We start from the raw sequence: 23490 nt of genomic DNA on the forward strand, positions 1-23490 counted from the left end.
CGCGCTTAAAACGCGTGTGTTTATAAAAAGATGTTATGTTCGCACATAACATCATCAAATATGAACGTAATTTCATGGAGGAAGCGTGATGGCTTTATATAGCAAAAAAACCGATCTTTCTTCCGCATCGGCCGGTGGCTATACCGGTGTGGCGGATGTCTATCAATTCTGGAATTATCACCACCGTGGGGATGGCAATATTGGCGATAAGCCATCCTATACGCTGGAGCAGGCGCGTGATCAAATAACCCGAGGTAATGTCACCTGGAATGGCGAAAACGTTTTCGGTAAACCTGTCGCACTGACTTACGCTTTTCTTCAGTCAGTTTCTGATGCCAATATGCCGGATAATTACAAAGGCTTCGTCAAATTTAACGCCGCACAAATTCAGCAGGCCAGGCTGGCATTACAATCCTGGGCCGATGTAGCGAATGTGACTTTCACGGAAGTCAAAAACCCTCAACAGGCTACGATTAAATTCGGTAACTATACATTAACCTCAGATGGCCATACGGATAACAATAGCCAGGCCTTTGGTTTCTATCCTGGTAATTGGAAGTGGGCCGGTTCAGCCTGGTTTAATTACAATCAGGCTGATAACCAGCGGCCGGATATTAATGAATTTGGCCGCAATACGCTGGCACATGAAATTGGCCACACGCTCGGATTGTATCATCCGGGGGATTATGACGCCTCCGATGGCAACCCTGGCTATAAAGACGTGACCTACGCCGAGGATACCCGTCAATTCAGTATCATGAGTTACTGGAATGAAGGCTATACCGGTGGCGATTTTCATGGCTATCATGCCGCTGCTCCGTTGATGGACGACATCGCTGCTATCCAAAAACTGTATGGCGCGAATATGACCACCCGCACTGGTGATACGGTATACGGGTTCCACTCTAATACAGGTCGTGATTTTTATACCGCGACCGACAGCAAAACACCGTTGATATTTTCCGTTTGGGATGCCGGCGGCAATGATACCTTTGATTTTTCCGGTTATAGCTCGAATCAGCGCATTAGCCTGATTAGCGGTACGTTTTCAGATGTCGGCGGTTTGAAAGGTAATGTTTCTATTGCGGCGGGCGCTGTAATTGAAAATGCTATCGGCGGTTCCGGTAATGATGTCCTTGTCGGTAATCTGTCTGATAACCGTATTGACGGTGGGGCGGGTAATGACGTGCTGTACGGTGATGGCGGCGCTGATATTTTAACGGGTGGGGCGGGTAAAGATATTTTTGTTTATGCCTGGGAAAAAGACTCGCTCGCATCGGCACCGGATACCATTACTGATTTTCAGCGTGGTGCAGATAAAATCGACTTATCCGCATTTAATAAGAATCATGATCTCCAGTTTGTCGATCATTTCTCTGGCGCTGGCAACGAAGTGTTGTTGAATTGGGATGGACAAGCTAATCAGACCAATATGTGGATGCATTTAAGCGGACACAGTTCGGCTGATTTTCTGGTGAACATTGTCGGTACGGCGTTGCAGCCGTCGGATTTCATTGTTTAATAATAGTGTAATCGTTCAACGACCGCGTGATTTTTTAACGAAAATAAAGCGGGAATAGAAAACCCCTGTTATTTACAGGGCCATCAAATAATGGCAGGCCATGCTTCATGTGGATGAGCCTGCCATTATCAATGTATTTAACCAGATAGTTTCAATCATGAATGGCGCGCTCTGATAACCGAAAGATGGGAATATCATGAAAAAGCTGATTATTGCGACATTACTGAGTGCACTGAGTGGAGGATGTATGGCGAGCAGTCTGAGATTACCGTCTGCAGCGGAGCTGAGCGGAGAGTGGGTATTGAGCGGCACGGAACAGCACTGCGATATCCGTCTGAATACGGAGGTGCTTGATAGCACGACCTGGCGGCTGGTTGGCGACACGACCTGTCTGCAAACGCTGTTGCCGGAAGCTCCGGTTGGCTGGCGACCTACACCTGATGGGGTGACGCTGACACAGGCAGACGGTTCGGCAGTAGCGTTTTTTAGCCGTAATCGCGATCAGTATGAACATACGCTGACTAACGGCAGTGTGCGTATTTTGAAAAAGAAAGCCTGAGTGGGAGTCGTCCGTCGTGAATGCTTCCTCTGAGCAAGATCGTTCGCTGTTCGGCGTACTGCGTCAGTTTCGCCGCAGTTTTTGGAGCGTCGGTATTTTCAGCGCGGTCATTAACCTGCTGATGCTGGCTCCTTCGGTCTACATGCTGCAGGTGTATGACCGGGTGCTGGCGTCTGGCAACGGCATTACCCTGCTGATGCTGACCCTGCTGATGGCGGGGTTGTGCGCGTTTATGGGGGCGTTGGAATGGGTTCGCAGCCTGCTGGTCGTGCGACTGGGGACCCGGATCGACCTGGCGCTCAATCAGGATGTTTTCAATGCGGCCTTTGCCCGTAATCTTGACGCCGGTGATGGTCGCGCCGGAATGGCACTCACCGATTTAACCCTGTTGCGCCAGTTCATTACTGGCAATGCGTTATTCGCCTTCTTCGATGTACCGTGGTTCCCGTTGTTCTTGCTGGTTCTGTTTTTATTGCACCCCTGGTTGGGGTTGCTGGCTCTGGGCGGTACCGTCGTACTGGTTGCGCTGACCTGGCTAAACCAGTATCTGACCAGCCAACCACTGGCGGAAGCTAACCTGCAATCCCAGCAGGCGACCCATCTGGCTGATGCCCAACTGCGCAATGCTGACGTGATTGAAGCGATGGGGATGTTGGGTAACCTGCGTCGGCGCTGGCTGGCACGTCATTACCGCTTTATTTCTCTGCAAAATCTCGCCAGCGAGCGTGCCGCAGCGGTGGGTGGTGCCTCCAAATACAGCCGTATCGCGTTGCAATCATTCATGTTGGGGTTAGGGGCATTGCTGGCGATCGACGGCAAAATTACACCGGGGATGATGATCGCTGGCTCCATTCTGGTTGGTCGTGTTTTAAGCCCGATCGATCAGTTGATCGGCGTGTGGAAACAGTGGAGCAGCGCACGCATTGCCTGGCAACGTTTGACGCGGCTGATTGCGGTGTATCCGCCGCGCCCAGAATCGATGGCATTACCCGCCCCGGAAGGTCATCTCAGTGTTGAACAGGTATCACTGCGCCCGGCACAAGGTAATGGTAACGCCCGATTACAGAATATCCATTTTTCACTACAAGCGGGGGAAACGCTGGTGGTGTTGGGCGCTTCTGGTTCGGGTAAGTCTACATTGGCTCGCTTGCTGGTCGGTGCTCAAGCGCCGACACAAGGCAAAGTACGCCTGGATGGTGCAGACCTGGATCTGGTGGATAAAAGCGCGTTTGGCCCGGCTATTGGGTATTTGCCACAGGACGTGCAGTTGTTCAGAGGAACACTGGCGGAAAACATTGCCCGCTTTGGCGAAGCCGACCCGGAAAAAGTGGTGTCGGCGGCAAAACTGGCGGGGGTACACGAGCTGATTTTGTCCTTGCCGAAGGGATATGACACGGAATTGGGGGATGGCGGTAGTGGCCTGTCGGGGGGACAGCGTCAGCGTATTGGTCTGGCCCGGGCGATGTACGGTGATCCTTGCCTGTTGGTGTTAGATGAACCCAATGCCAGCCTTGACAGTGACGGTGATAAGGCCCTGATGCAGGCGATTGTCGCACTGCAAAAACGTGGTGCCACCGTGGTGCTCATCACGCATCGTCCGGCGCTGACTACGCTGGCACAAAAAATTCTGATCCTCCATGAAGGCCAGCAACAGCGTGTGGGCCTGGCCCGGGATGTGCTGACGGAGTTGCAGCAACGTAGCGCAGCCAATCAGGCCCGAATGAATGCGCCGGCTGTGATGCCGCAATAACAGGGATGAACCAATGACAGGCATGGATGTAACGGCACAGGATGAATTAAACGAAGCGACAATGCGCGATCGCGCCAGTCGTGATGAAGAAAAGGCGTTGCGATTAGGCTGGTGGCTGGTGTTTGCCGGTTTTGGCGGCTTTCTGCTGTGGGCCTTGTTGGCACCGTTGGATAAAGGCGTGGCGGTGCAGGGTAATGTCGTGGTGTCTGGCAATCGTAAAGTGATTCAGCACATGCAAGGCGGCATTGTCGAGCGCATTCAGGTCAAAGAGGGGGACCGGGTTGCCGCCGGTCAGGTATTGCTGACGCTCAATGCCGTTGATGCCCGTACCACCAGCGAGGGCCTGGGTTCCCAATATGATCAGTTGATTGCACGCGAAGCCCGGCTACTGGCGGAACAGCGTAATCAACCATCGCTAGTGGCGACGCCCCGGCTGGTTGAGGCTCGTCGGCGGCCGGAAATGACGGGCATTATCGCGTTACAGGAAAACCTGCTGTATAGCCGACAACAAGCCCTGAAACTGGAAACTGACGGTGTGCGCGCCAGTATCGACGGTATGGAGACATCGCTTGGCGCGCTGCAAAAAGTGATCACCAGCAAACAGTCGGAACAAGCCGTATTAAGCCAGCAGTTGCAAGGGTTACGCCCACTGGCGGCGGAGAATTATGTGCCACGCAATAAAATGTTGGAGATGGAGCGGCTGTTTGCGCAGGTAAGCGGTGAACTGGCGCAAACCAGCGGCGAAGCAGGGCGAATCCGTCGTGATATTCAGCAACAGAAACTGCGTATTGCCCAGCGTCAGCAGGAATATGACCGAGAAGTAAGCAGCGAGTTATCTGACGTACAGTCCAAACTGAATGAAGTGATAAGCCAGCGCGAGAAGGCAGATTTTAATCTTGCCAATGTGCAAGTGCGTGCGCCGGTTGCCGGTACTGTGGTGGATATGAAGGTGTTCACTGAAGGTGGGGTGATCGCCGCCGGACAGGTGATGATGGAAATCGTGCCGGAAGATCAGCCCTTGCTGGTGGATGGTCGCATTCCGGTAGAAATGGTGGATAAAGTGTGGGCCGGGTTGCCGGTGGAGCTGCAATTTACCGCGTTTAGCCAGAGTACAACACCTCGCGTTCCGGGGACAGTGACCTTACTTTCCGCCGACCGATTGGTCGATGAGAAAGACGGCATGCCGTATTACAGCCTGCGTATTCAGGTGAGCGAAGAAGGCAAACGAACGTTGCATGGGCTGGAGATTAAACCTGGCATGCCGGTGCAGGGCTTTGTGCGTACCGGGGAACGCTCGTTTATCAATTATCTGTTTAAGCCGTTGATGGATCGTATGCATCTGGCGTTGACGGAAGAGTAACGGAAGGAAGCAATGCGAAGGAAAGCGGTATTACTGGCGGTAGTGTTATCTCTGTCAATAGGGTTATCTCTGACGGGCGGCGGTGCTCAGGCTATGGGGTTGGTAGACGCCTGGGAACTGGCGTTGCGTAATGATGCGCAGTTGCGAGCGGCTGGTTTTGAACGGGATGCCGGGCAGGAAGAAGTGGCGATCGGTCGGGCCGGATTGTTGCCGTCGTTACAGTACAACTACGGTGTCAACTACAGCCATTCCAAGGTGACGCAGCGGGATCGCACGGTGAATAACACCAGTCAACGTGACTACGACAACTATGTGTCAACGCTGACGCTGCGTCAGCCGTTGCTGGATTATGCCGCCTGGGCGCGTTATCAGCAGGGTATCAGTCGTAAACTGATGGCCGATCAGCGATTTCGTGATCGCAGCCAGGATTTGATGGTTCGGCTGTATCAGTCCTGGAGTGACGCGCTGCTGGCACAAGAAAAATTGACGTTACTTGATGCGCAACGTCGCGCCTACGAAGAACAATTGGCGTTGAATCGTCGCTTGCTGGCGGCGGGGGAAGGGACGCAAACCGATCTGCGTGAGACGAAGGCGCGTTACACTGTCACCAATGCGCAGCGTATTGAGCAGGAAGATACGCTGGATGCCGCCATGACTACGCTGGAAAATATGATTGGCTCGCCGCTACAGATTCAGGATTTGTCGCCGCTGGCGTTGGATGTGTTGCCGGATAATGTGACGGAAAACCGTTCGTTGACGCAATGGCGTGAACTGGCGGTCCGGCACAACGCAAAGCTGGCGGTGCAGCGAGAGAACGTCGGTTACAGTCGCTATGAAATCGAGCGTAACCGTGCCGGTCATCTGCCGAGCATGGATCTGGTGGCGTCCACCCGCAATAGCCTGTCTGAATCCGAATATAACTATAACCAGAAATATGACACCCAGACGGTAGGGTTGCAGGTGCGTGTACCGCTGTATTCCGGCGGTGCGGTGTCGGCGTCAATGCGTCAGGCGACAGCGGAATATGAGCAAAATCAGGCTGAACTGGATAATCAGACCCGGCAAACCTTCGCAGAATTACGTCGTCAATTTAACCTGTGTACCAACGGCGCGGCCAAGATCCGAGCCTGGCAAATGAGTGTCGATGCCGCAGAGGAAGCCATTCGCGCTACGCGCCAAAGCGTTGCCGGTGGTGAACGTATTAATCTGGATGTATTGATGGCGGAACAGGAGTGGTACAACGCCCGGCGTGAACTGGCGGAAGTGAAATATCGTTGGCTTCAGGCATGGTTAATTCTGCGCTATACCGCAGGTACACTCAATGAACAGGACATGATGCAACTGGCTGCCTGGTTCCAACCCGCCGATGTTGCCAGAAAGGGGAAGGTAAAAACGCCATCCGGCAATAAAACACATTAATAAGCGCGTGTTGCGCGAATTTATGCCGTATCCACAAGATTTCTTTCGTAGCAGGCTACGAAAGAAGGGTGTGCCATTCGTTGGCAGTCAGGGTGACTGCCGACGATATAATGGCGAATAAGGCATTCTGACTGTAATAAATAAGTCAGACTTTATGGAAGAAGTAATATGCAACAAAACGAAAATATACCATTAAATACCTCTGCTGCCGCCAAGGCAGGTAATTATATCGGCTATGCCGATGTCTATGATTTTTGGTATTACCATCAACGTGGCGATGGCGTGACGGTGAATGGTAAGCCGTCTTATTCCACGGATAAAGCGGTGGATGAAGGGTTAACCCGACCGCATACCACCTGGAACGGTGATAATGTGTATGGCAAGGCAGCGAATCTGACTTATTCGTTCCTGAATACCTTTACGTCGACGCCCAACGGCCACACCGGACCGGTAAAATTTACACCGGTACAAATGGAACAGGTAAAACTGTCATTACAGTCGTGGGCGGATGTCGCGAACCTGACGTTCACCGAAGTCAGCCCTAATCAAAAAGCGAATATTACCTTTGCCAATTACACCCGCAATGCCGATGGCAGTCTGAATACGGATACGCAGGCTTATGCGGCTTATCCGGGGACGCATCCGCTATCGGGTAGCGCCTGGTTCAACTATAACCAATCGACTGTTCGTAACCCGGGTACCGAAGAATACGGGCGCCATACCTTCACCCATGAAATTGGGCATGCATTGGGACTGAGCCACCCGGCTGAATATAACGCCGGCGAAGGGGATATCAGCTATAAAAACAGTGCGGCCTATGCAGAAGATTCCCGCCAGTTCAGCATCATGAGCTACTGGGATGTGGAAAATACGGGTGGAGACTTTAAAGGCCATTACTCCGCCGGACCATTGATGGATGATATTGCGGCTATTCAGAAGCTGTACGGCGCCAATATGACCACCCGCACTGGTGATACGGTATACGGGTTCCACTCCAATACCGATCGTGATTTTTATACCGCGACCGACAGCAGCAAAGCGCTGGTTTTCTCAGTATGGGATGCCGGTGGCAATGACACCTTTGATTTCTCTGGTTACAGCAGTAACCAGCGTATCAACCTCAATGAAGGTTCGTTCTCAGACGTCGGCGGCCTGAAAGGTAACGTATCGATTGCGCATGGGGTCACTATCGAGAATGCGATTGGCGGCTCTGGTAGCGATATTCTGGTTGGTAACAGCGCTGATAACGTGCTGCAGGGCGGCGCGGGCGATGATGTGCTGTTCGGCAGTCTGGGCGCGGATACCCTGACCGGCGGTGCCGGTCGCGATATTTTCGTCTACGGCAGCGGCCAGGATTCTACCCTGTCTGCGTACGACTGGATCACTGATTTCCAAACCGGTGTGGACAAAATCGATCTGTCGGCATTCCGTAGCGAAGGGCAGCTGAGTTTTGCGCAGGACCAATTCTCTGGAAAAGGGCAGGAAATCATACTGCAGTGGGATGCGGCAGATAGCATCACGAATTTGTGGTTGCATGAAGCGGGCCACAGCTCTGCCGATTTCCTGGTGCGTATCGTCGGTCAGGTGTCGCAGTCCGATATTATCGTGTAATTAATCACTGAAAATATTAAACAGGGTAGTGTCACTATCCTGTTTAATAAGATTTCCATCGAAATCTTATTTACATGCCATTCTGGCAGGGATGTGGTCGCCCTGAATAAGTAATGGCTACTCTCGGTTATATTATTTTCAGAGGATTTTATGGGAAAAAATCTGTCTTTACGTCAAGATGACGCGCAAAGTGCATTATCTGCCAATAGCAGCAATACGTATAATTCGGTGTATAATTTCCTGCATTACCACGACCGGGGTAATGGTCTGACAGTGAATGACAAGGCCTCTTATTCTGTTGATCAGGCTGTGTCGCAAATCACCCGGGAAAATACCACCTGGAATGGAAGCAATGTATTAGGTAAATCAGCCAACCTGACATTTAAGTTTTTGCAATCAGCAAGCTCAACCCCAGCGGGGGATACCGGGTTTGTGAAATTCAATGCAGAGCAAATTGCACAGGCGAAACTGGCATTGCAATCCTGGGCTGATGTCGCCAACCTGACGTTTACCGAGGTAACGGGAAATAAATCAGCCAATATCACCTTTGGTAATTATACCCGTGATGCCAGCGGTAATCTGGATTATGGGACTCAGGCCTATGCCTATTATCCCGGTCAGTATCAGGGGGCTGGCAGCACCTGGTATAACTATAACCAGTCCAATATTCGCAGTCCGGGGGCTGAAGAATATGGCCGTCAGACTCTGACGCATGAAATTGGGCACGCTCTGGGGCTGAGCCACCCGGCTGAATATAACGCCGGTGAAGGGGATATCAGCTATAAAAACAGTGCGGCCTATGCAGAAGATTCCCGTCAGTTCAGCATCATGAGTTACTGGGATGTGGAGGACACCGGTGGTGATTTCAGAGGTCATTACTCTGCCGGTCCGTTGATGGATGATATTGCGGCTATCCAGAAGCTGTACGGTGCCAATATGACCACCCGTACTGGCGATACGGTATACGGATTCCACTCCAATACCGATCGTGATTTTTATACCGCGACCGACAGCAGCAAGGCGTTGATTTTCTCGGTATGGGATGCGGGTGGCAACGACACCTTTGATTTCTCTGGCTACAGCAGTAACCAGCGAATCAACCTCAATGAAGGTTCGTTTTCGGATGTTGGCGGCCTGAAAGGCAACGTATCGATTGCGCACGGGGTCACTATCGAGAATGCAATTGGCGGCTCCGGCAACGATATTCTGGTTGGCAACAGTGCTGATAACGTGCTGCAGGGCGGCGCAGGCAACGACGTGTTGTACGGCGGTGCTGGGGCGGATACCCTGACCGGCGGTGCCGGGCGTGATACTTTCGTCTACGGCAGCGGTCAGGATTCTACCCTGTCAGCGTACGACTGGATCACTGATTTCCAGACCGGCGTGGACAAAATCGATCTGTCGGCGTTCCGTAGCGAGGGACAGCTGAGTTTTGTGCAGGATCAGTTCTCTGGTAAAGGGCAGGAAATCATACTGCAGTGGGATGCGGCGGACAGCATCACGAATCTGTGGTTACATGAAGCGGGCCACAGCTCTGTCGATTTCCTGGTACGTATCGTCGGTCAGGTAGCACAGTCCGATGTTATCGTGTAATTAATTACTGAACGTCATACACAGGGCAGACTCTCTGCCCTGTTTTATTATTAATACCCTGTCGCAGTATTATTCTTTACTGCAATAATCTACGGCTAGTAATACTTTATTTATCGCAAAGCAATCGTTTTCTTTTTCTCTTCTGTCATTCTTATAACTTATTCCATTTCCATCAATTAGCGGTGTATTTAAATTTTCATATTATCACTGTGGTAAAATGGAAAAATAACGACACATTCTTTACAAATTCATTACAGTGAATTATATAACTAGTCAGTGCTGGTGACAGTGCTGATCAGGTTATATCTGAAATTAGCAAATTTATTTCCTAAAAATAGGCCATTAAGTTGGTAGGGTAATTTTATCCCAAAATCTAATGGCGCTTTATGATTATTCATGAGAATGAGGGTTTTATGGAAAGAAATCTGTCTTCACGTGATGATGACGCTTTACATTCACTATCTGCCCCCAGCAGCAGTTATGACGCCATTTATAATTTGCTGCACTACCATGAACGTGGTAATGGATTGACGATTAACGGCAAGCCTTCTTACTCGCTTGAGGAGGCAGGAGCGCAAATTACCCGTGACAATGTGAGCTGGAACGGTGCGAATGTGTTTGGCAAATCAGCTAACCTGACGTTTAAATTTCTGCAGTCAGCTCGAGCTACACCGGATGGCGATACCGGTTTTGTCAAATTCAATGCCGCACAAATTTCCCAGGCGAAGCTGGCACTACAATCCTGGGCGGACGTCGCCAATATCACGTTTACGGAGGTTACCGGTAATCAGTCGGCTAATGTCACCTTCGGTAATTACACCCGTGATTCTAGCGGTCGTTTAGACTACGGTTCCCAGGCTTATGCGTACCTGCCGGGAAGTGGTAGCGCTTCAGGCTCGACCTGGTACAACTACAATGTGGATAACATTCGTAGTCCGGATACGATGGAGTACGGCCGCCAGACCTTGACGCATGAAATTGGCCATGCGTTGGGCCTGAATCATCCTGGTGATTATAATGCCGGGGTAGGGAACCCCAGTTACAGCGATGTCACTTATGCGGAAGACACCCGCCAGTTCAGTATTATGAGTTACTGGAGTGAGAAAAATACGGGCGGTGATTTCAAAGGCCACTATGCCGCTGGGCCGATGCTGGATGATATCGAGGCCATCCAGCGTTTATACGGTGCCAATATGTCCACCCGTATGGGGGATACCACCTACGGATTCCATTCCAATACCGATCGTGATTTCTATACCGCCACCAGCAGCAGTAAGGCGCTGATTTTCTCGGTATGGGATGCCGGTGGTAACGACACCTTTGATTTCTCCGGCTACAGCAATAACCAGCGTATCAATCTCAATGAAGGCGCGTTTTCGGATGTCGGCGGCCTGAAAGGCAATATATCGATTGCTCACGGGGTCACCATTGAAAACGCGATTGGCGGTTCAGGCAATGATGTACTGATTGGCAACGACACCAATAATACCCTGCAAGGTGGCGCTGGTGACGATATCCTTTATGGTGGGGGCGGGGCCGATCGTCTGTATGGTGGTAGTGGCAAAGATACCTTTGTGTATACCGCGGTGTCTGACTCGAGTGTTAGCGCCCCAGACTGGATTCTCGATTTTCAGACCGGGGTTGATAAGATCGATCTCTCTGCATTCAATACCGGCCACAATTTGCACTTTGTTAATCAGTTCAGCGGTAGCGGTGGGGAGATCATGTTTAATTGGGATGCCTCATCCAATGTCAGCAATCTTTACCTGAATCTCGATAACAATACTTCCGCGGAATTCCTGGTGAAAATCGTGGGTCAGGTATCACAAACATCGGATTTCGTTGTTTGACGTTTACATCAGAGAAGGGCGGTTTTCCGCCCTTTATTCCTGAACGCTTCCCGAGAATATTTATCGCCTGTCATCATGACCCAATAATTAACATCATTTAGTTACAACATACTATTTTCTATCAACCAAACTTCCGCCTGAAACACTACTGTTCCTATCGCAAAGCAGGGTTGAAAAGTGAGATGAGAGGGTGACAGACAGAAAAAACGCTTGTCACCCTTCGATGGCAGGTTAGATAGCTATTCGGCGACCGATTTCGATTACCTGATTGCCCGGCAACTGATAGTACTCTGTAACATGCAGGCTGTTTCTCATCATCCAGGCAAAAAGATAGGATTGCCAGCGTGGCAGGGCATCAGTGCCGTCTTTGGCAACAATCGACTCATGCCCGATATAGTAAGTTACGGCTTCATGGTCGTTGCATGCCTGAATCGGTGGCGTTTGTTTAAGCAGATCGGGGATATTGGGCTTTTCCATAAATCCGTAGTAAGCCACACCTTGCCAGAAACCCGGGTACTGCTCGGTAATAATCAGTTTATCTTCCTTCCTGACTCGCGGTACATCCAGTACCTGAATAGTCAGCGCGATAATTTTATCATGCAGTGCGTGATTACGCTTCACATGCCAGCGCATTACCGGGGGCGCCACATTTTGTATTCTGGTCAAAAATACGGCCACGCCCGGCACCCGTGAAATACCATTCTTCTGTAATGAAGACAGGAATTCATCCACCGACTGCGTTTTTTCCGACACCGTTTGTGATACCCGGGTCACGCCCCGACGCCAGATAAACATAATGCAGAAAATCAGCATAGCCAGTAGCAGGGGAACGTAGCCACCCTCGAACACTTTCAGCATATTGGCGACGCAAAAACCGAGGTCTATGAGGATAAAGACTGTGGTGATACTCAGGCTCAGCATTCTGTTCCAGTGCCAAATCTTGCGCATTGCCATATACAACAACAGCGTCGTCATCAGCATGGTAATGGATACGGCAATACCGTAAGCCGCGGCCAGTCGCTCTGACGATTGGAAAAAAATAACCAGACTGAGTGTCACCACCATTAATAGCCAGTTAATGGTTCCCAGGTAAATTTGCCCATAACTTTGTTCCGCCGTTTGGGTAATTTTCATTCTGGGTAGCCAGCCTAACTGAATGGCCTGGCGGGTCATCGAAAAGGCACCTGAGATAATTGCCTGACTGGCGATGATAGTCGCTAGGGTTGCCAGAACAATCAAGGGCACTTGCAATGAAGGTGGACAGAGGCGATAGAAGATATTATTGCTGACATCCGCACCGGATAAAATAAATGCGGCCTGACCGGCATAATTGAGCAACAGGCAAGGAAGTGCCATCACATACCAGGCAAGCCAGATAGGCTTGCGACCAAAATGCCCCATATCAGCATACAGTGCTTCCGCTCCCGTCACGCACAGAAATACACCACCAAGAATCAATAAGCCGATATGTCCGTGGCTGGCAAAAAATGCCAACGCATAACCTGGGTTCAGCGCCCAGAGCACGGCGGGATAACTCAAAATGCTCTTGATACCCAGTAACGCCAGAACGGCAAACCACAGCAGCATCACCGGTGCAAAAAATCGGCTGATTTTGTCTGTGCCCAGCGGTTGAATAGCGAAGAGAAGAATCAACAGAGCCAGCGTCAGCGGCAGGATATAATTTGCAGTTTCAGGAAACACCAGTTCCAATCCTTCCAGCGCCGACAACACAGAAATAGCTGGCGTAATCGCCCCATCGCCATAAATAAATGCCGCACCAAGCAGGCCGGCAGCAATGATCCACTTCTGATGTTTGGGTTGATTACCTTGTAGCAGAGACATCAACGCCAGAACGCCACCTTCACCTTTGTTATCAATCCGCATGGCGAACAGCGCATATTTGACAGAGGTAACAATGATTAAGGTCCAGAACAGTGTGGAGAGCAGTCCCAGGATGGTGGCTGGCTGAGTAGCGTCACCAGCTAGCTGTATTACCGTATTGAAGGTATAAAGTGGGCTGGTACCGATATCGCCAAAAACAATGCCCAACGCGGAAATAGCCAATAAACCAGGTGATTTCTCTTGTTGCGTATTCATCATATGCACATCCCGGTGAAGAGTGAGTATCAGGAAAAATGCCGTGTAATCATAGTGTAGACGGTTATGATTATCTGAGTGTGACCCCGCCGTAGTTCTGAGTAACATCACAAATCATTAAGAAATGTGAAGTGTGGCAAAGTTTCAGCCCGGCCGTGTGATCAGCCGGAGGGCTCGAAAAGCGTGTAGAAAATGGATAAAAGAAAGAGAGAAGAGGGTTACCCGTTCAACCGGTAACCCTCAGAGGAAGGCGACACACGTTATTGATCGATTATGGCAGTTGGACTTTTCCGGTGATCAGATAGGCTGATGACGTGCCATCCGGCATCGGCGGGAGCGTATCACTTAATATATTGCCTTTAAGATCGGTAAATTCGATGGGGATATCATTCTTACCAACGAACTCAAAAATAAAGTGGTTGTAATCCGTTTTGGGTGCGCTGACCCATTGTGTATCTCGTAAATACTTTACCTCGATAATGGGGTATTTCACGTTCCTGAATTGCACTGCTGCCCAGTAAGGATTCGAGCCTTCCTTAATCCTATACACGACGTTACCACTGACCGGCGCTTTGACCAGCTCCCACTGAATATTGATCTTGCCATCTTGCAAATTACCAATTTTCTCGAAGGCATTGAATGATAAATCTAAAGCACAATCTCCCCCTTCAGGGTAAAGATCCGTCACATATACAGTCGTGCTTCCTTTCGGACCGGTGACCTTCAAATAAGCACCGGCAAGTGCCGCTTTAACTCCGTGGTAGTCTAGTTGTGTCCGGTTTAACGCAGTAATTTCCATATTGGAAGGGATGGGATCCAATAATAAAGCACCACCGGAATAGCCTGAACCAGTAGGTGTTGCGTACCCATAACAAATATCACCAAGTTCCCAGGCTGCCTGGGCATGTTGAGTCAGAGGAAAAAATAATACTGAGGATGCTAATAAAACTGTTTTGAGCTTCATCATTTCATGTCCATATATTATTCACTGTAAAAATAAGAAGCATATCCTGCTTCAGCATTAACAGTGTTGGACAATTGCTTTTTTCTAAATAAGAAAAATCTTAATTTATGGATTAAAATAAAGCTTGGGTTGTTATTTACGCCGAAGATTATCATCATCAGGAATGGATAAAGAAATTAAAACACCTAATGCAATGATATATATTGAATAAATGATGGTGTGAGATAGCGTTTTTGAGCCAACGGTGGCTATGATAAAAACACTGGCTGATACCAGTATTTTTATCCTTGCTATTACTTTTTATCGATTTCATCCCAGACGATGAGCTTCCCTCTGAGTAAAAGCATACTTGTCTTTACAATAAGTAGGGCGATAATAAAATTCGATGCAATAAATAGTGGAAAGGCCATCCAGTATAATGTGCCTCCTGGCACGGCATGTCCCAACCGGATGGAGGTTGTTGCCAGTGACGCCACACCAAATGAGAAGCTCCAAAATGCAGGGGAAAACGGTTGAGAGCAGTACCACGGAATCAGCCTGATCATGAATAGCACCTGCAACAGACAACAACTTGGCAAACACGTCTACCTGACCACCATTCACGCTCAGCCAGGCACTGCAAGCGACAAATGCCGGAGTCATCTGAATCCCCAGTGAAGAACGCACTGCGGGAGACATCTCATCAACACTCTTGCTGGTGTTCAAAAAGCCATCCCATCATCGGCCGGTATACTTATATAGTTAGCAAAGAAAGTCTATCCCCCACATTGGTAATACGCTGGCTAACTTTTTGTTATAACTTGGAAATAGCAAAATTAATGCATTTATGGAAAAGGCTGACAATAAACGAAACAGTGCTATCGTCAGCGGGTTTGTTGGTACATAAGTAATGCTTAATGGATTGGCGTACTTACCTCCGTGCAGTGAGAGCACAAAGAACAGCGGGGGCCGTAGCGCCCAGGTTTACGAACTCTCGCAAGTCTGTCGGGTACAAGCGGTCTGGATGCGGGTATGGCGTAGTGACATCGTGCTCACGATTTTTTATCATGTAACGTCAGTAGCATGTTTTATACGTGGAATGCTATTTTGACTGTGATATGATTACTTCACTTTTTCATTAGGGTTATTTCACTTGCCATCTTTTAATTTTGGTCATCGCCGATGCCTTCACCCACGCAGGGTTAATCGTTACACTGTGCTATTGAGCAAGACTTATCCTTGTCGGTTCAACATATCTATTGAGATGTAAGACTAGCCGCACCATGGATGTGTATTCATTGAAATGGATTAAAACTATCATCAATAAAACACTATGCCACTGATCGCTTGCATGGAATATATAACAAAGAGAATATAACAGAATGGAATGGCTCTATATAGCTAGGATTGTATCGACTTTTGCGGTTATTGTTTTGCATATATCAGCTTACACGGTAAGTTTAGCCGAGCTTGGTAGCCTTTCCTGGTGGGCAGGAAACATATATGATTCGTTAACTCGCTGGTGTGTTCCTGTTTTTGTCATGATTAGCGGAGCCTTATTGCTCTCTCCAGATAAAAATGAAAGTCTTTCTTTTTTCTACAAAAAGAGAATGAGTAGGATTTTTTATCCATTGGTTTTCTGGTCAGCTTTTTTTATTTTATGGGGGGTAATCAAAGCAAGAGTGAGTGGTAGTGGTGAGATTGAAGTATTAAGAAACATCGTGAATGGCAGGCCCTATTATCACTTGTGGTTTTTATACATGATAATGGGGTTGTATATTTTTACCCCATTAATTAGAGTCGTAGTGATAAACACGGAAAGAGGGGTTTTATTATTTTTTGTCTTCATGATGTTCGCTTTTTGCTCATTGATAGATATGTATAATTTCTCTATCAAAAGTAACGATTTTCTATTCTTTAGTGAGTTTCTTTATTACCTTCCATATTATCTTTGTGGTCACTTAATAGGCAGAAGCAACCCCAGCCGTTCGTTACCACATTACATGGTTATTTTTTTCACGTCGTTTGTTTTTACCTGCCTGCTTTGTTATTTGCTATCTTTCCTCTTGGGGAAAGAGTCCGGCCTCTATTTTTATAACTACCTCAGTATTAATGTCATCATTATGTCTATCTCTTTCATGTGGATTCTTAAAGGGTGCAGTACTAGCGCCATTAACCCTGGAAAGTTAAGATTTTTATCTGAAATTAGCCTTGGTATCTATCTCATCCATCCCGTTTTTGTCGAGTTATTTTATTATCTGGCCGCTAAGCAGTGGATAGTTCAATCTATCATCGCTATACCATTATTTTCCGCAGCTGTTTTTTTATGCTGTGTTGTTTCAGTCTTCTTTATAAAGAAAGTACCTTACCTAAGGCGGGTTGTGTGATTTTTTAAACCTTCAGGTTTAATGAGCTGAGACTTACTGTACACGCTCAGCGAAAAATGAGCCAAATGCAGATAGAAAGAGCGCCCACTGAGAACCATATGGTATGAACACAGCACAATTTTTTGAAAGCATTGCACAGCAATATGGGGTATCACCGGACTATCCATGGAAAAACACAGATGCCTGCGTATTTCGGCATCCGAACCGAAAGTGGTTTTGTGTGCATATGACCGTGAAAAATCACCAACTGGGACGGGGAGGTGATGCGGATGTGGAAATCGTTAACGTCAAAGCCAGACCAGAGATGATCGGTTCACTGCGTTCAATCAACGGTGTTTTACCGGCTTACCATATGAACAAAGAGCATTGGGTCAGTGTAGTCTTGCAAGAAATCGATACCGAGGTTCTTTGGCAACTGGTATCTGATAGTCACCTGCTAACGGCATAACAGACGCTGCCGCGGAAGCAGGTAGTTTTCTGTAGCGGCCTTTCGACTATTTTTTCAAATTTTCAGCAATATTTTTCCCGCTCATTCGTCTACTACATCACAAGCAAGTTATCCGCGAATGTAATGAGGTAGAGATATGATGAGAAATAGTGAAATGTATCGGCACGGCAGAGGTTATGGGTTCCATGGGCACCGGATGGCAAAGCCGTTATTGATTGCCGTTGTGCTGTTTGTCGTTCTGGGATTGCTGGTGATGTCGTTATGGAATGCGTTGTTACCCGCGATTATTGGAGTAAAAAGTATTGATTTCTGGCAGGCACTTGGCCTGTTGGTACTGAGTCGTATTCTGTTCGGCGGTCTGGGATTCCGGCCTGGAATGTTTGGTATGGCACGTGAGCGCCGCCGTATGCATGAGCGTTGGATGCAAATGACACCGGAACAACGTGAAGAATTTATCCGGCAACGCCGTGACGGATTTGGCCATCACGATCGCTGCAACTGGCATGGGCGTCGTCATGATCGCAATTCAACAGATGCCGCACCTAAAGCACCGGAAGCCGAGTAACCGCGATGAAAGCCGAAATGGCGGGAGAATCGCTGCTGATATCAGCCATCAAAGCCTGCCGGTCGCGGTTAACCGCGTTTATCCGTGGCCGGACGGCTGTACGTGATGATGCTGACGATATCTTGCAGGAAGTGACTTATCAGTTGATGACGGTAGAACAGCCGGTGGAAAATGTCGCCGCCTGGCTGTTTCGTGCCGCACGTAACGAGATGACCGACCGGGCACGCAAAAAATGCGAGCTGCCGCTATCCGGATATTTCACTGACGATGCAGATGGGGATTTTCCGGAGGATGAACTGGCGGAAACGCTGTTCGGCACACCGCAAACGCCGGAAGACGAGTATCTTAAAGCGCTATTGTGGGATGAGCTGGACGCGGCGTTATCTGAATTGCCATCCGCACAACGTGAAGTGTTCGACAAAACCGAGTTGCAGGGCTATAGCTACAACGAGTTGTCAGCCGAAACCGGCGTTAGCGTTCAGGCGTTGTTATCACGCAAACACAAAGCCGTTCTTTACCTGCGCACACGGCTACGCAGTGTTTACGATGCGCTGACAACGGAATAGTTAACCTCACGGTTGAAGGCCTGCCGCATACAGCAGTTGTGCACGTAACCAGACGTTGGCCGGATCATGACTATTTTTGGGGTGCCAATACATGCTGATGACAATCGGTTGTAGGGGGACCGGTGGAGTAAAAATATCGAGTGTCTGAGCAAAACGTTGCAACATTCGTCTGGGTAACGTGCAAAGCAAATCTGTTCCAGCGACAATCGGTGGTGCCATGGCATAGCTTTGGGTGGACATCACCACGCTACGCTGGTACCCCAGACCTGCCAGCGTTTGATCAACAAAACCGGTAAACGGATCCCCTTCGGAAGAAACGACCAGATGAGGAAGGGCGCAATAACTTTTCAGGTCAAGGGGAGCCGTGCCTCGTGGATGTTCTTTACGCTGCGCAGTCGCAAACTCATCGTCAAAAAGTTTGCGTCTGATCCAGGCATCATGCGCACCGGCATTCACGCCAATATAGATGTCGATGTCACCACTTTCCAACTGCTCAGGTAAACGCGTACTTTCCGGCAGGGCGAAGCGAAGCCGGATACCTGGTGCGGCCACCCGAAATTGATTAACCAGATCTGCCCCCAGCATCAGGGCCGGATTTTCATGCAGCGCAATCACAAACGTTCGATTACTGCTTGCCGCATCAAAATGCACCGGTTCAAGCATGGTCGATATATCGCGCAGAACGCTCACAACCTGTGGTCGCAGCGATTCAGCTCGTGGGGTTGGTAAAACCCCACGTCCATGTGGGGAAGGAATAAACAGTTGATCGCCAAAGATGGCCCGCAAGCGCGACAGTCGGGCTGACATTGCTGGTTGACTGATACCCAGTCGCGCAGCGGCGTGCGTGATGTTCTGATCTTTTAGCAATGCATCTAGCGTCAGCATCAGGTCAATATCAATGTCTGAAAATGGCATCATTCTGTTTCCGTTTACTGTGTGACGGCAGCAGCACGATCAGTATAGGTGACGGGCACCCACGCATAGCCGCCATGTTCGTTTCGGGCAACATAACCAATACCGGGAAACGGCAAATGGGGGGCGGCAATAAGACTTTTATTTCTGGCAAAGTCTTCAAACGCATGAATGCGCACACCAGCAGCACGATCCTGGTCTTCATCATACGCGATAGTGATATTCGGCTGTGGGAACTGCACGGCAGCGATGTGGATAAGATCGCCCACAAAGGTTATCTTTTCACCCTCGCTTGTCAGCGTATAGAACGCCGATCCTGGCGTATGCCCAGGATGCACCGTACCCGTAATACCCGGTATTAGCTCCGCAGAGCCTGAAAACGGCACAACTTTACCCGCATCCAGATAGGGTTTTAAGGTTTTCTGGGCAATATCAAAGTAACTTTTGTCGTAGCCTGTTTTTTGCTGATTCGCGTTATCAAAGAAAAAATCAATGTCCGGTTTTCCCACGAACACGCGTGCATTGACGAATACCCGCTGACCGTCTTTAACCATGCCACCAGCATGATCGGAGTGCGCATGAGTCAGCAAAATATCCGTAATATCCTGCGGATGAATCCCTTGGGTCGCCAGGCTCTCAATCAGTCGACCGCCATTGCCGGGGCCAAATAGTTGGCCAGCACCGGTATCAACTAATATTTTGCGTCCGGGCAGACTGATCAGAAATGCATTAATGGATGCTTCAACCGGGTTGGACTGAAAGTTTTTAGCCAATAACGCGTCCGTATTCTGCGTTGTTGTACGCAGCAGCAGCCGGTGAAGATCTTGCGCGACACTGCCATCGGTAAATGATGTGACAAGAACTTTACCAACCTGAACGCTATAGCCACCAGCCTGCTGTTGAACAGTATGCTGGGGGACGTCAGCTGCCATAGAGTGAAGAGCAGGGTATAACAGCAACGATCCGGTTAACAGCGTTGTTGTAGCAAGTTTTTTTGCAATAAACATGATGGGCTCCTTACGAAAAGCCTCATGTTATTCCACCAACATTTTTTGAGAATCCGCACCTGGTGGATACGACCTATCCATGGTGTGAATAGGTTGCGATTTGTTCACGAGTTTATTAAGTGCAAAGTGGTTTCATACCTGAGCAATGAGCCTGATAAAAGGCCCAGACTAACAACATGAGGCACAACTAAATGAGCTGTGAGCACTGTCAGGATCTATGTGTTAAATACGTTATCCGGGTACCAGATCAATTACGAAAGGCAATTCGCATTGCCCGAGACTCGATCAATGAAGGGATTTTGTCCGAAATTAAAACAATGAATGGCAGAAACCAATACAACTTCCGTGAGTGTGCAGAGAAGATGGAGTGGGGTGATATAGTTGATTACCACTTCGTATGTACTTATTGCGGAACTCAATTCGTTTTGGGAGCAGAAACCTACCATGGCAGTGGTGGTTACTGGTCACCCGAAAATGAAAAACCATCCACGATAATCGACTGACCGTAGGCATAGACACTAGGACACCGTATGGTATATTTAATTTAACATAATATACATTATGCGAACCAATGAAAGGTCAGACGGGTTCTGGCGTTCGGGCTGGTAATCCTCGTGGTCAATGGACTTGAGCTATAACCATCAATTTGCCAAAACCGTGATCCCTGTCTAGGCTTAACAAAGCATTCGAATCATTTCCATAAAAATAATCAGGCGAATAGCGTTATGTCGCCAATCCGCATGTCAGTTGCCTTATATCATTCCCTCATCATCCCAACATAGACACAGGAGGTAAAGTGCCTGAATTGACTACGAATTGGGTTATTTTTACCGATCTGGACGGTTCATTACTGGATCACGACACCTACAGTTGGGATGCAGCCAAACCCTGTCTGAACCGCTTGCAACGCCATCAGGTGCCGGTTGTTATCACCACCAGTAAAACGGCAGCGGAAATCATGCCACTGCAGCAGGAACTGGGGCTAAGCAATATGCCAGCTATCGCGGAAAACGGTGCTCACATTTTGCTGCCATCATGCTGGCAAACACCACCGCTATCCACACGTTCAATGCATTCCCTTACCTACCCTGATCTCTGTCGGGAACTACAGCGGTTACGTGAACAACATGGCTTTCGTTTCTGTGGCTTTGCTGACATGGATAATGCCACTGTGGTAGCGGCGACAGGTTTGACACTGTCACAGGCGGCGCTGGCCCGTCAACGCTACGCTTCCGAGCCTATATTGTGGCAAGACGATGCGACATCGCTGGAAACATTCAGGACCTGTCTGGCCCAAATACAGCTGTGTTTAACACAAGGCGGCCGCTTTCTTCACGTGATGCCTTTCGGTATCAGCAAAGGTATTGCGGTACAGCACCTGATAAAACAGATGCAAACCGCGAGCAGACAATCCCTGGTTACTCTGGGATTAGGTGATGGCCCCAACGATGTATCGTTACTGGAAGCGACTGATTACGCCGTGGTCATTAAAGGTCACCACAACCATAAAGTGACGTTGTCACAAAAAAGTCATAAGGAGGTCTACCGCACACAGGCTGCCGGACCGGCTGGCTGGAATGAAGGGCTCACGTATTTTCTTGGCCGCTACGGGGCTGAACTGTTTGATTGACATGGGAGGAATAGCAATCATGAGTGAATTCTATCAGGATGGAATGATTACCAATTTTCATAACCTTACCCGGCGCAGCGTTGAAGAACTGGAATACGAGTTACAGGTGTTTTCCGGTCAAAGCAGTATGGGGCTGATCCTCCCTTCCCTGTATTCTGAGCTGGAAGGCCCGGCGCTGGATAAGATTGTCGATATGCTCTCTCAGGTACCTTACCTGTCAGAAATCGTCATCGGGCTGGACAGGGCCGACCGCGAGCAGTTTCTGTTTGCCCGACAGTTTTTCTCCCGCCTTCCGCAGCGGCACCGCATTTTGTGGAACGATGGTCCCCGCCTGACCCGGCTCAGTCAGGAACTGACCGACAAGGAACTAGCGCCGATGGAACAAGGCAAAGGCCGTAATGTCTGGTTTTGTGTTGGGTATACCTTAGCGTCACGGCGCACGGCCTGTATTGCATTGCATGATTGTGACATTGTCACTTACGATCGCACTATGCTGGCTCGCCTGCTCTATCCGATCGCCAACCCCTATTTTCACTACGATTTCTGCAAAGGCTATTACGCGCGGGTAGCCGAGGGAAAACTGAATGGCCGGGTTGGGCGTTTGCTGGTCTTCCCCTTGCTGAAATCGCTGCAAAGCGTTTACGGTAATTCAGATTATCTCGAGTATATGCGCAGTTTTCGCTACCCATTATCCGGTGAGTTCGCGATGCGCAGCCATGTGTTGCGGAATTTGCGCATTCCGAGCGACTGGGGACTGGAAATCGGTATGTTGTCTGAAATCCACCGGGGAACAGCAACCAGCCGCATCTGTCAGGTGGATATCGCTGACAATTACGACCACAAACATCAACCGATGTCGGAAAACGACCCCAGCTCCGGGTTGCAGCGTATGGCAATGGATATCACCAAAGCGCTATACCGCAAACTGGCAATTCAGGGCGTGAATATCACGACGGATTCGTTCCGGGTGTTACGTGCCACTTATTATCGAACCGCACTGGATATGATCGACTCATTCGAGCATGATGCCCGTATGAATGGCCTGCATTTTGATCGCCATACCGAAGAATCAGCAGTCGAGCTGTTTGCCGATGTCATTACCCAATCAGGACAGGCATACAGCGACAGCCCTGGGGACAAGCCATTTGTCCCCAGTTGGAACCGTGTTCAGTCAGCATTCCCTGATATTCTGGAGCGGCTGTACGACGCCGTTGAAGCGGATAATCAGGAAATGGATGATGCCTAACCCGCGACCTGGTTCCTTTACTCGC

Annotated in this window: 18 protein-coding genes and 1 pseudogene; 14 read left to right on the forward strand and 5 right to left on the reverse strand. The window is 49.2% G+C overall.

The features are described from left to right. The first annotated feature begins 88 nt into the window (after positions 1–88). From FGI04_RS08145 to FGI04_RS08180, 8 genes are all read left to right on the forward strand, one after another. On the forward strand, positions 89–1522 hold the full coding sequence (locus FGI04_RS08145) for a serralysin family metalloprotease (protein WP_434964884.1): 1434 nt from the start codon (positions 89–91) through the stop codon (positions 1520–1522). Between the two features lie 196 nt (positions 1523–1718). Then, positions 1719–2081 (forward strand): protease inhibitor Inh/omp19 family protein, encoded by a 363-nt coding sequence (locus tag FGI04_RS08150; RefSeq protein WP_342700834.1) that lies wholly within the window; start codon positions 1719–1721, stop codon positions 2079–2081. A 16-nt stretch (positions 2082–2097) separates the two neighbouring features. Further along, a complete protein-coding gene (locus tag FGI04_RS08155) occupies positions 2098–3831 on the forward strand; it encodes a type I secretion system permease/ATPase (RefSeq protein ID WP_342700833.1) in 1734 nt (577 codons plus the stop codon). A 13-nt stretch (positions 3832–3844) separates the two neighbouring features. Further along, positions 3845–5191, forward strand: coding sequence for an HlyD family type I secretion periplasmic adaptor subunit (locus FGI04_RS08160; protein ID WP_407336562.1), 1347 nt, complete (start codon positions 3845–3847; stop codon positions 5189–5191). A 12-nt stretch (positions 5192–5203) separates the two neighbouring features. Next, positions 5204–6610, forward strand: coding sequence for a TolC family outer membrane protein (locus tag FGI04_RS08165; RefSeq protein WP_407336563.1), 1407 nt, complete (start codon positions 5204–5206; stop codon positions 6608–6610). 168 nt (positions 6611–6778) lie between these two features. Further along, complete coding sequence (locus FGI04_RS08170; RefSeq protein ID WP_407274786.1) at positions 6779–8221, forward strand: serralysin family metalloprotease; 1443 nt, start codon at positions 6779–6781, stop codon at positions 8219–8221. A 150-nt stretch (positions 8222–8371) separates the two neighbouring features. Further along, entirely contained in the window at positions 8372–9814 is a 1443-nt protein-coding gene (locus tag FGI04_RS08175; protein ID WP_342700829.1) for a serralysin family metalloprotease, read from the forward strand. Between the two features lie 413 nt (positions 9815–10227). Continuing rightward, entirely contained in the window at positions 10228–11664 is a 1437-nt protein-coding gene (locus FGI04_RS08180) for a serralysin family metalloprotease (protein WP_407273468.1), read from the forward strand. 231 nt (positions 11665–11895) lie between these two features. Here the strand turns inward: FGI04_RS08180 and FGI04_RS08185 are convergent, their stop codons facing one another. From FGI04_RS08185 to FGI04_RS08195, 3 genes and pseudogenes are all read right to left on the reverse strand, one after another. Continuing rightward, complete coding sequence (locus tag FGI04_RS08185) at positions 11896–13764, reverse strand: potassium transporter Kup (RefSeq protein WP_342700827.1); 1869 nt, start codon at positions 13762–13764, stop codon at positions 11896–11898. Between the two features lie 268 nt (positions 13765–14032). Continuing rightward, positions 14033–14728, reverse strand: coding sequence for an expansin EXLX1 family cellulose-binding protein (locus tag FGI04_RS08190; RefSeq protein WP_342700826.1), 696 nt, complete (start codon positions 14726–14728; stop codon positions 14033–14035). A gap of 290 nt (positions 14729–15018) precedes the next feature. Continuing rightward, a pseudogene (locus tag FGI04_RS08195) lies at positions 15019–15412 on the reverse strand (SLAC1 family transporter); the annotation flags it as partial. Positions 15413–16086: 674 nt separating this feature from the next. Between FGI04_RS08195 and FGI04_RS08200 the strand changes: the two are divergent. The 4 genes from FGI04_RS08200 to FGI04_RS08215 all read left to right on the forward strand — a co-directional run bounded on the left by FGI04_RS08200 (position 16087) and on the right by FGI04_RS08215 (position 18670). Next, the gene (locus FGI04_RS08200) at positions 16087–17091 is read left to right on the forward strand and encodes an acyltransferase (protein WP_407273470.1); all 1005 of its coding nucleotides are present in this window, start codon (positions 16087–16089) and stop codon (positions 17089–17091) included. 103 nt (positions 17092–17194) lie between these two features. Next, positions 17195–17539, forward strand: coding sequence for an MmcQ/YjbR family DNA-binding protein (locus tag FGI04_RS08205; protein ID WP_407273471.1), 345 nt, complete (start codon positions 17195–17197; stop codon positions 17537–17539). Positions 17540–17678: 139 nt separating this feature from the next. Then, positions 17679–18104, forward strand: coding sequence for a hypothetical protein (locus FGI04_RS08210; RefSeq protein ID WP_342701287.1), 426 nt, complete (start codon positions 17679–17681; stop codon positions 18102–18104). Positions 18105–18109: 5 nt separating this feature from the next. Continuing rightward, positions 18110–18670, forward strand: coding sequence for an RNA polymerase sigma factor (locus FGI04_RS08215; RefSeq protein WP_407336564.1), 561 nt, complete (start codon positions 18110–18112; stop codon positions 18668–18670). 6 nt (positions 18671–18676) lie between these two features. Here the strand turns inward: FGI04_RS08215 and FGI04_RS08220 are convergent, their stop codons facing one another. Further along, positions 18677–19588 carry a LysR family transcriptional regulator gene (locus FGI04_RS08220; RefSeq protein ID WP_407336565.1) on the reverse strand — a complete coding sequence of 304 codons (912 nt, stop codon included), beginning with the start codon at positions 19586–19588 and terminating at the stop codon, positions 18677–18679. A gap of 11 nt (positions 19589–19599) precedes the next feature. Next, a complete protein-coding gene (locus FGI04_RS08225; RefSeq protein WP_342700820.1) occupies positions 19600–20589 on the reverse strand; it encodes an MBL fold metallo-hydrolase in 990 nt (329 codons plus the stop codon). A 796-nt stretch (positions 20590–21385) separates the two neighbouring features. Between FGI04_RS08225 and FGI04_RS08230 the strand changes: the two genes are divergently transcribed. Both FGI04_RS08230 and FGI04_RS08235 read left to right on the forward strand, forming a co-directional pair. After that, a complete protein-coding gene (locus FGI04_RS08230; protein WP_407273473.1) occupies positions 21386–22219 on the forward strand; it encodes a mannosyl-3-phosphoglycerate phosphatase-related protein in 834 nt (277 codons plus the stop codon). Between the two features lie 19 nt (positions 22220–22238). Beyond that, positions 22239–23465, forward strand: a complete 1227-nt coding sequence (locus tag FGI04_RS08235; RefSeq protein ID WP_016941360.1) for a glycosyltransferase family protein — start codon at positions 22239–22241, stop codon at positions 23463–23465. Positions 23466–23490 lie beyond the last annotated feature (25 nt).

The organism is Dickeya ananatis, from assembly GCF_019464615.1.
GTDB lineage: Bacteria > Pseudomonadota > Gammaproteobacteria > Enterobacterales > Enterobacteriaceae > Dickeya > Dickeya oryzae.

Bases quoted from the DNA above. Each gene is read 5' to 3' on its own strand.
- FGI04_RS08145 (WP_434964884.1), top strand. From the start codon at position 89: ATGGCTTTATATAGCAAAAAAACCGATCTTTCTTCCGCATCGGCCGGT.
- FGI04_RS08150 (WP_342700834.1), top strand. From the start codon at position 1,719: ATGAAAAAGCTGATTATTGCGACATTACTGAGTGCACTGAGTGGAGGA.
- FGI04_RS08160 (WP_407336562.1), top strand. From the start codon at position 3,845: ATGACAGGCATGGATGTAACGGCACAGGATGAATTAAACGAAGCGACA.
- FGI04_RS08165 (WP_407336563.1), top strand. From the start codon at position 5,204: ATGCGAAGGAAAGCGGTATTACTGGCGGTAGTGTTATCTCTGTCAATA.
- FGI04_RS08170 (WP_407274786.1), top strand. From the start codon at position 6,779: ATGCAACAAAACGAAAATATACCATTAAATACCTCTGCTGCCGCCAAG.
- FGI04_RS08175 (WP_342700829.1), top strand. From the start codon at position 8,372: ATGGGAAAAAATCTGTCTTTACGTCAAGATGACGCGCAAAGTGCATTA.
- FGI04_RS08180 (WP_407273468.1), top strand. From the start codon at position 10,228: ATGGAAAGAAATCTGTCTTCACGTGATGATGACGCTTTACATTCACTA.
- FGI04_RS08185 (WP_342700827.1), bottom strand. From the start codon at position 13,764: ATGATGAATACGCAACAAGAGAAATCACCTGGTTTATTGGCTATTTCC.
- FGI04_RS08190 (WP_342700826.1), bottom strand. From the start codon at position 14,728: ATGATGAAGCTCAAAACAGTTTTATTAGCATCCTCAGTATTATTTTTT.
- FGI04_RS08200 (WP_407273470.1), top strand. From the start codon at position 16,087: ATGGAATGGCTCTATATAGCTAGGATTGTATCGACTTTTGCGGTTATT.
- FGI04_RS08205 (WP_407273471.1), top strand. From the start codon at position 17,195: ATGAACACAGCACAATTTTTTGAAAGCATTGCACAGCAATATGGGGTA.
- FGI04_RS08210 (WP_342701287.1), top strand. From the start codon at position 17,679: ATGAGAAATAGTGAAATGTATCGGCACGGCAGAGGTTATGGGTTCCAT.
- FGI04_RS08215 (WP_407336564.1), top strand. From the start codon at position 18,110: ATGAAAGCCGAAATGGCGGGAGAATCGCTGCTGATATCAGCCATCAAA.
- FGI04_RS08220 (WP_407336565.1), bottom strand. From the start codon at position 19,588: ATGATGCCATTTTCAGACATTGATATTGACCTGATGCTGACGCTAGAT.
- FGI04_RS08225 (WP_342700820.1), bottom strand. From the start codon at position 20,589: ATGTTTATTGCAAAAAAACTTGCTACAACAACGCTGTTAACCGGATCG.
- FGI04_RS08235 (WP_016941360.1), top strand. From the start codon at position 22,239: ATGAGTGAATTCTATCAGGATGGAATGATTACCAATTTTCATAACCTT.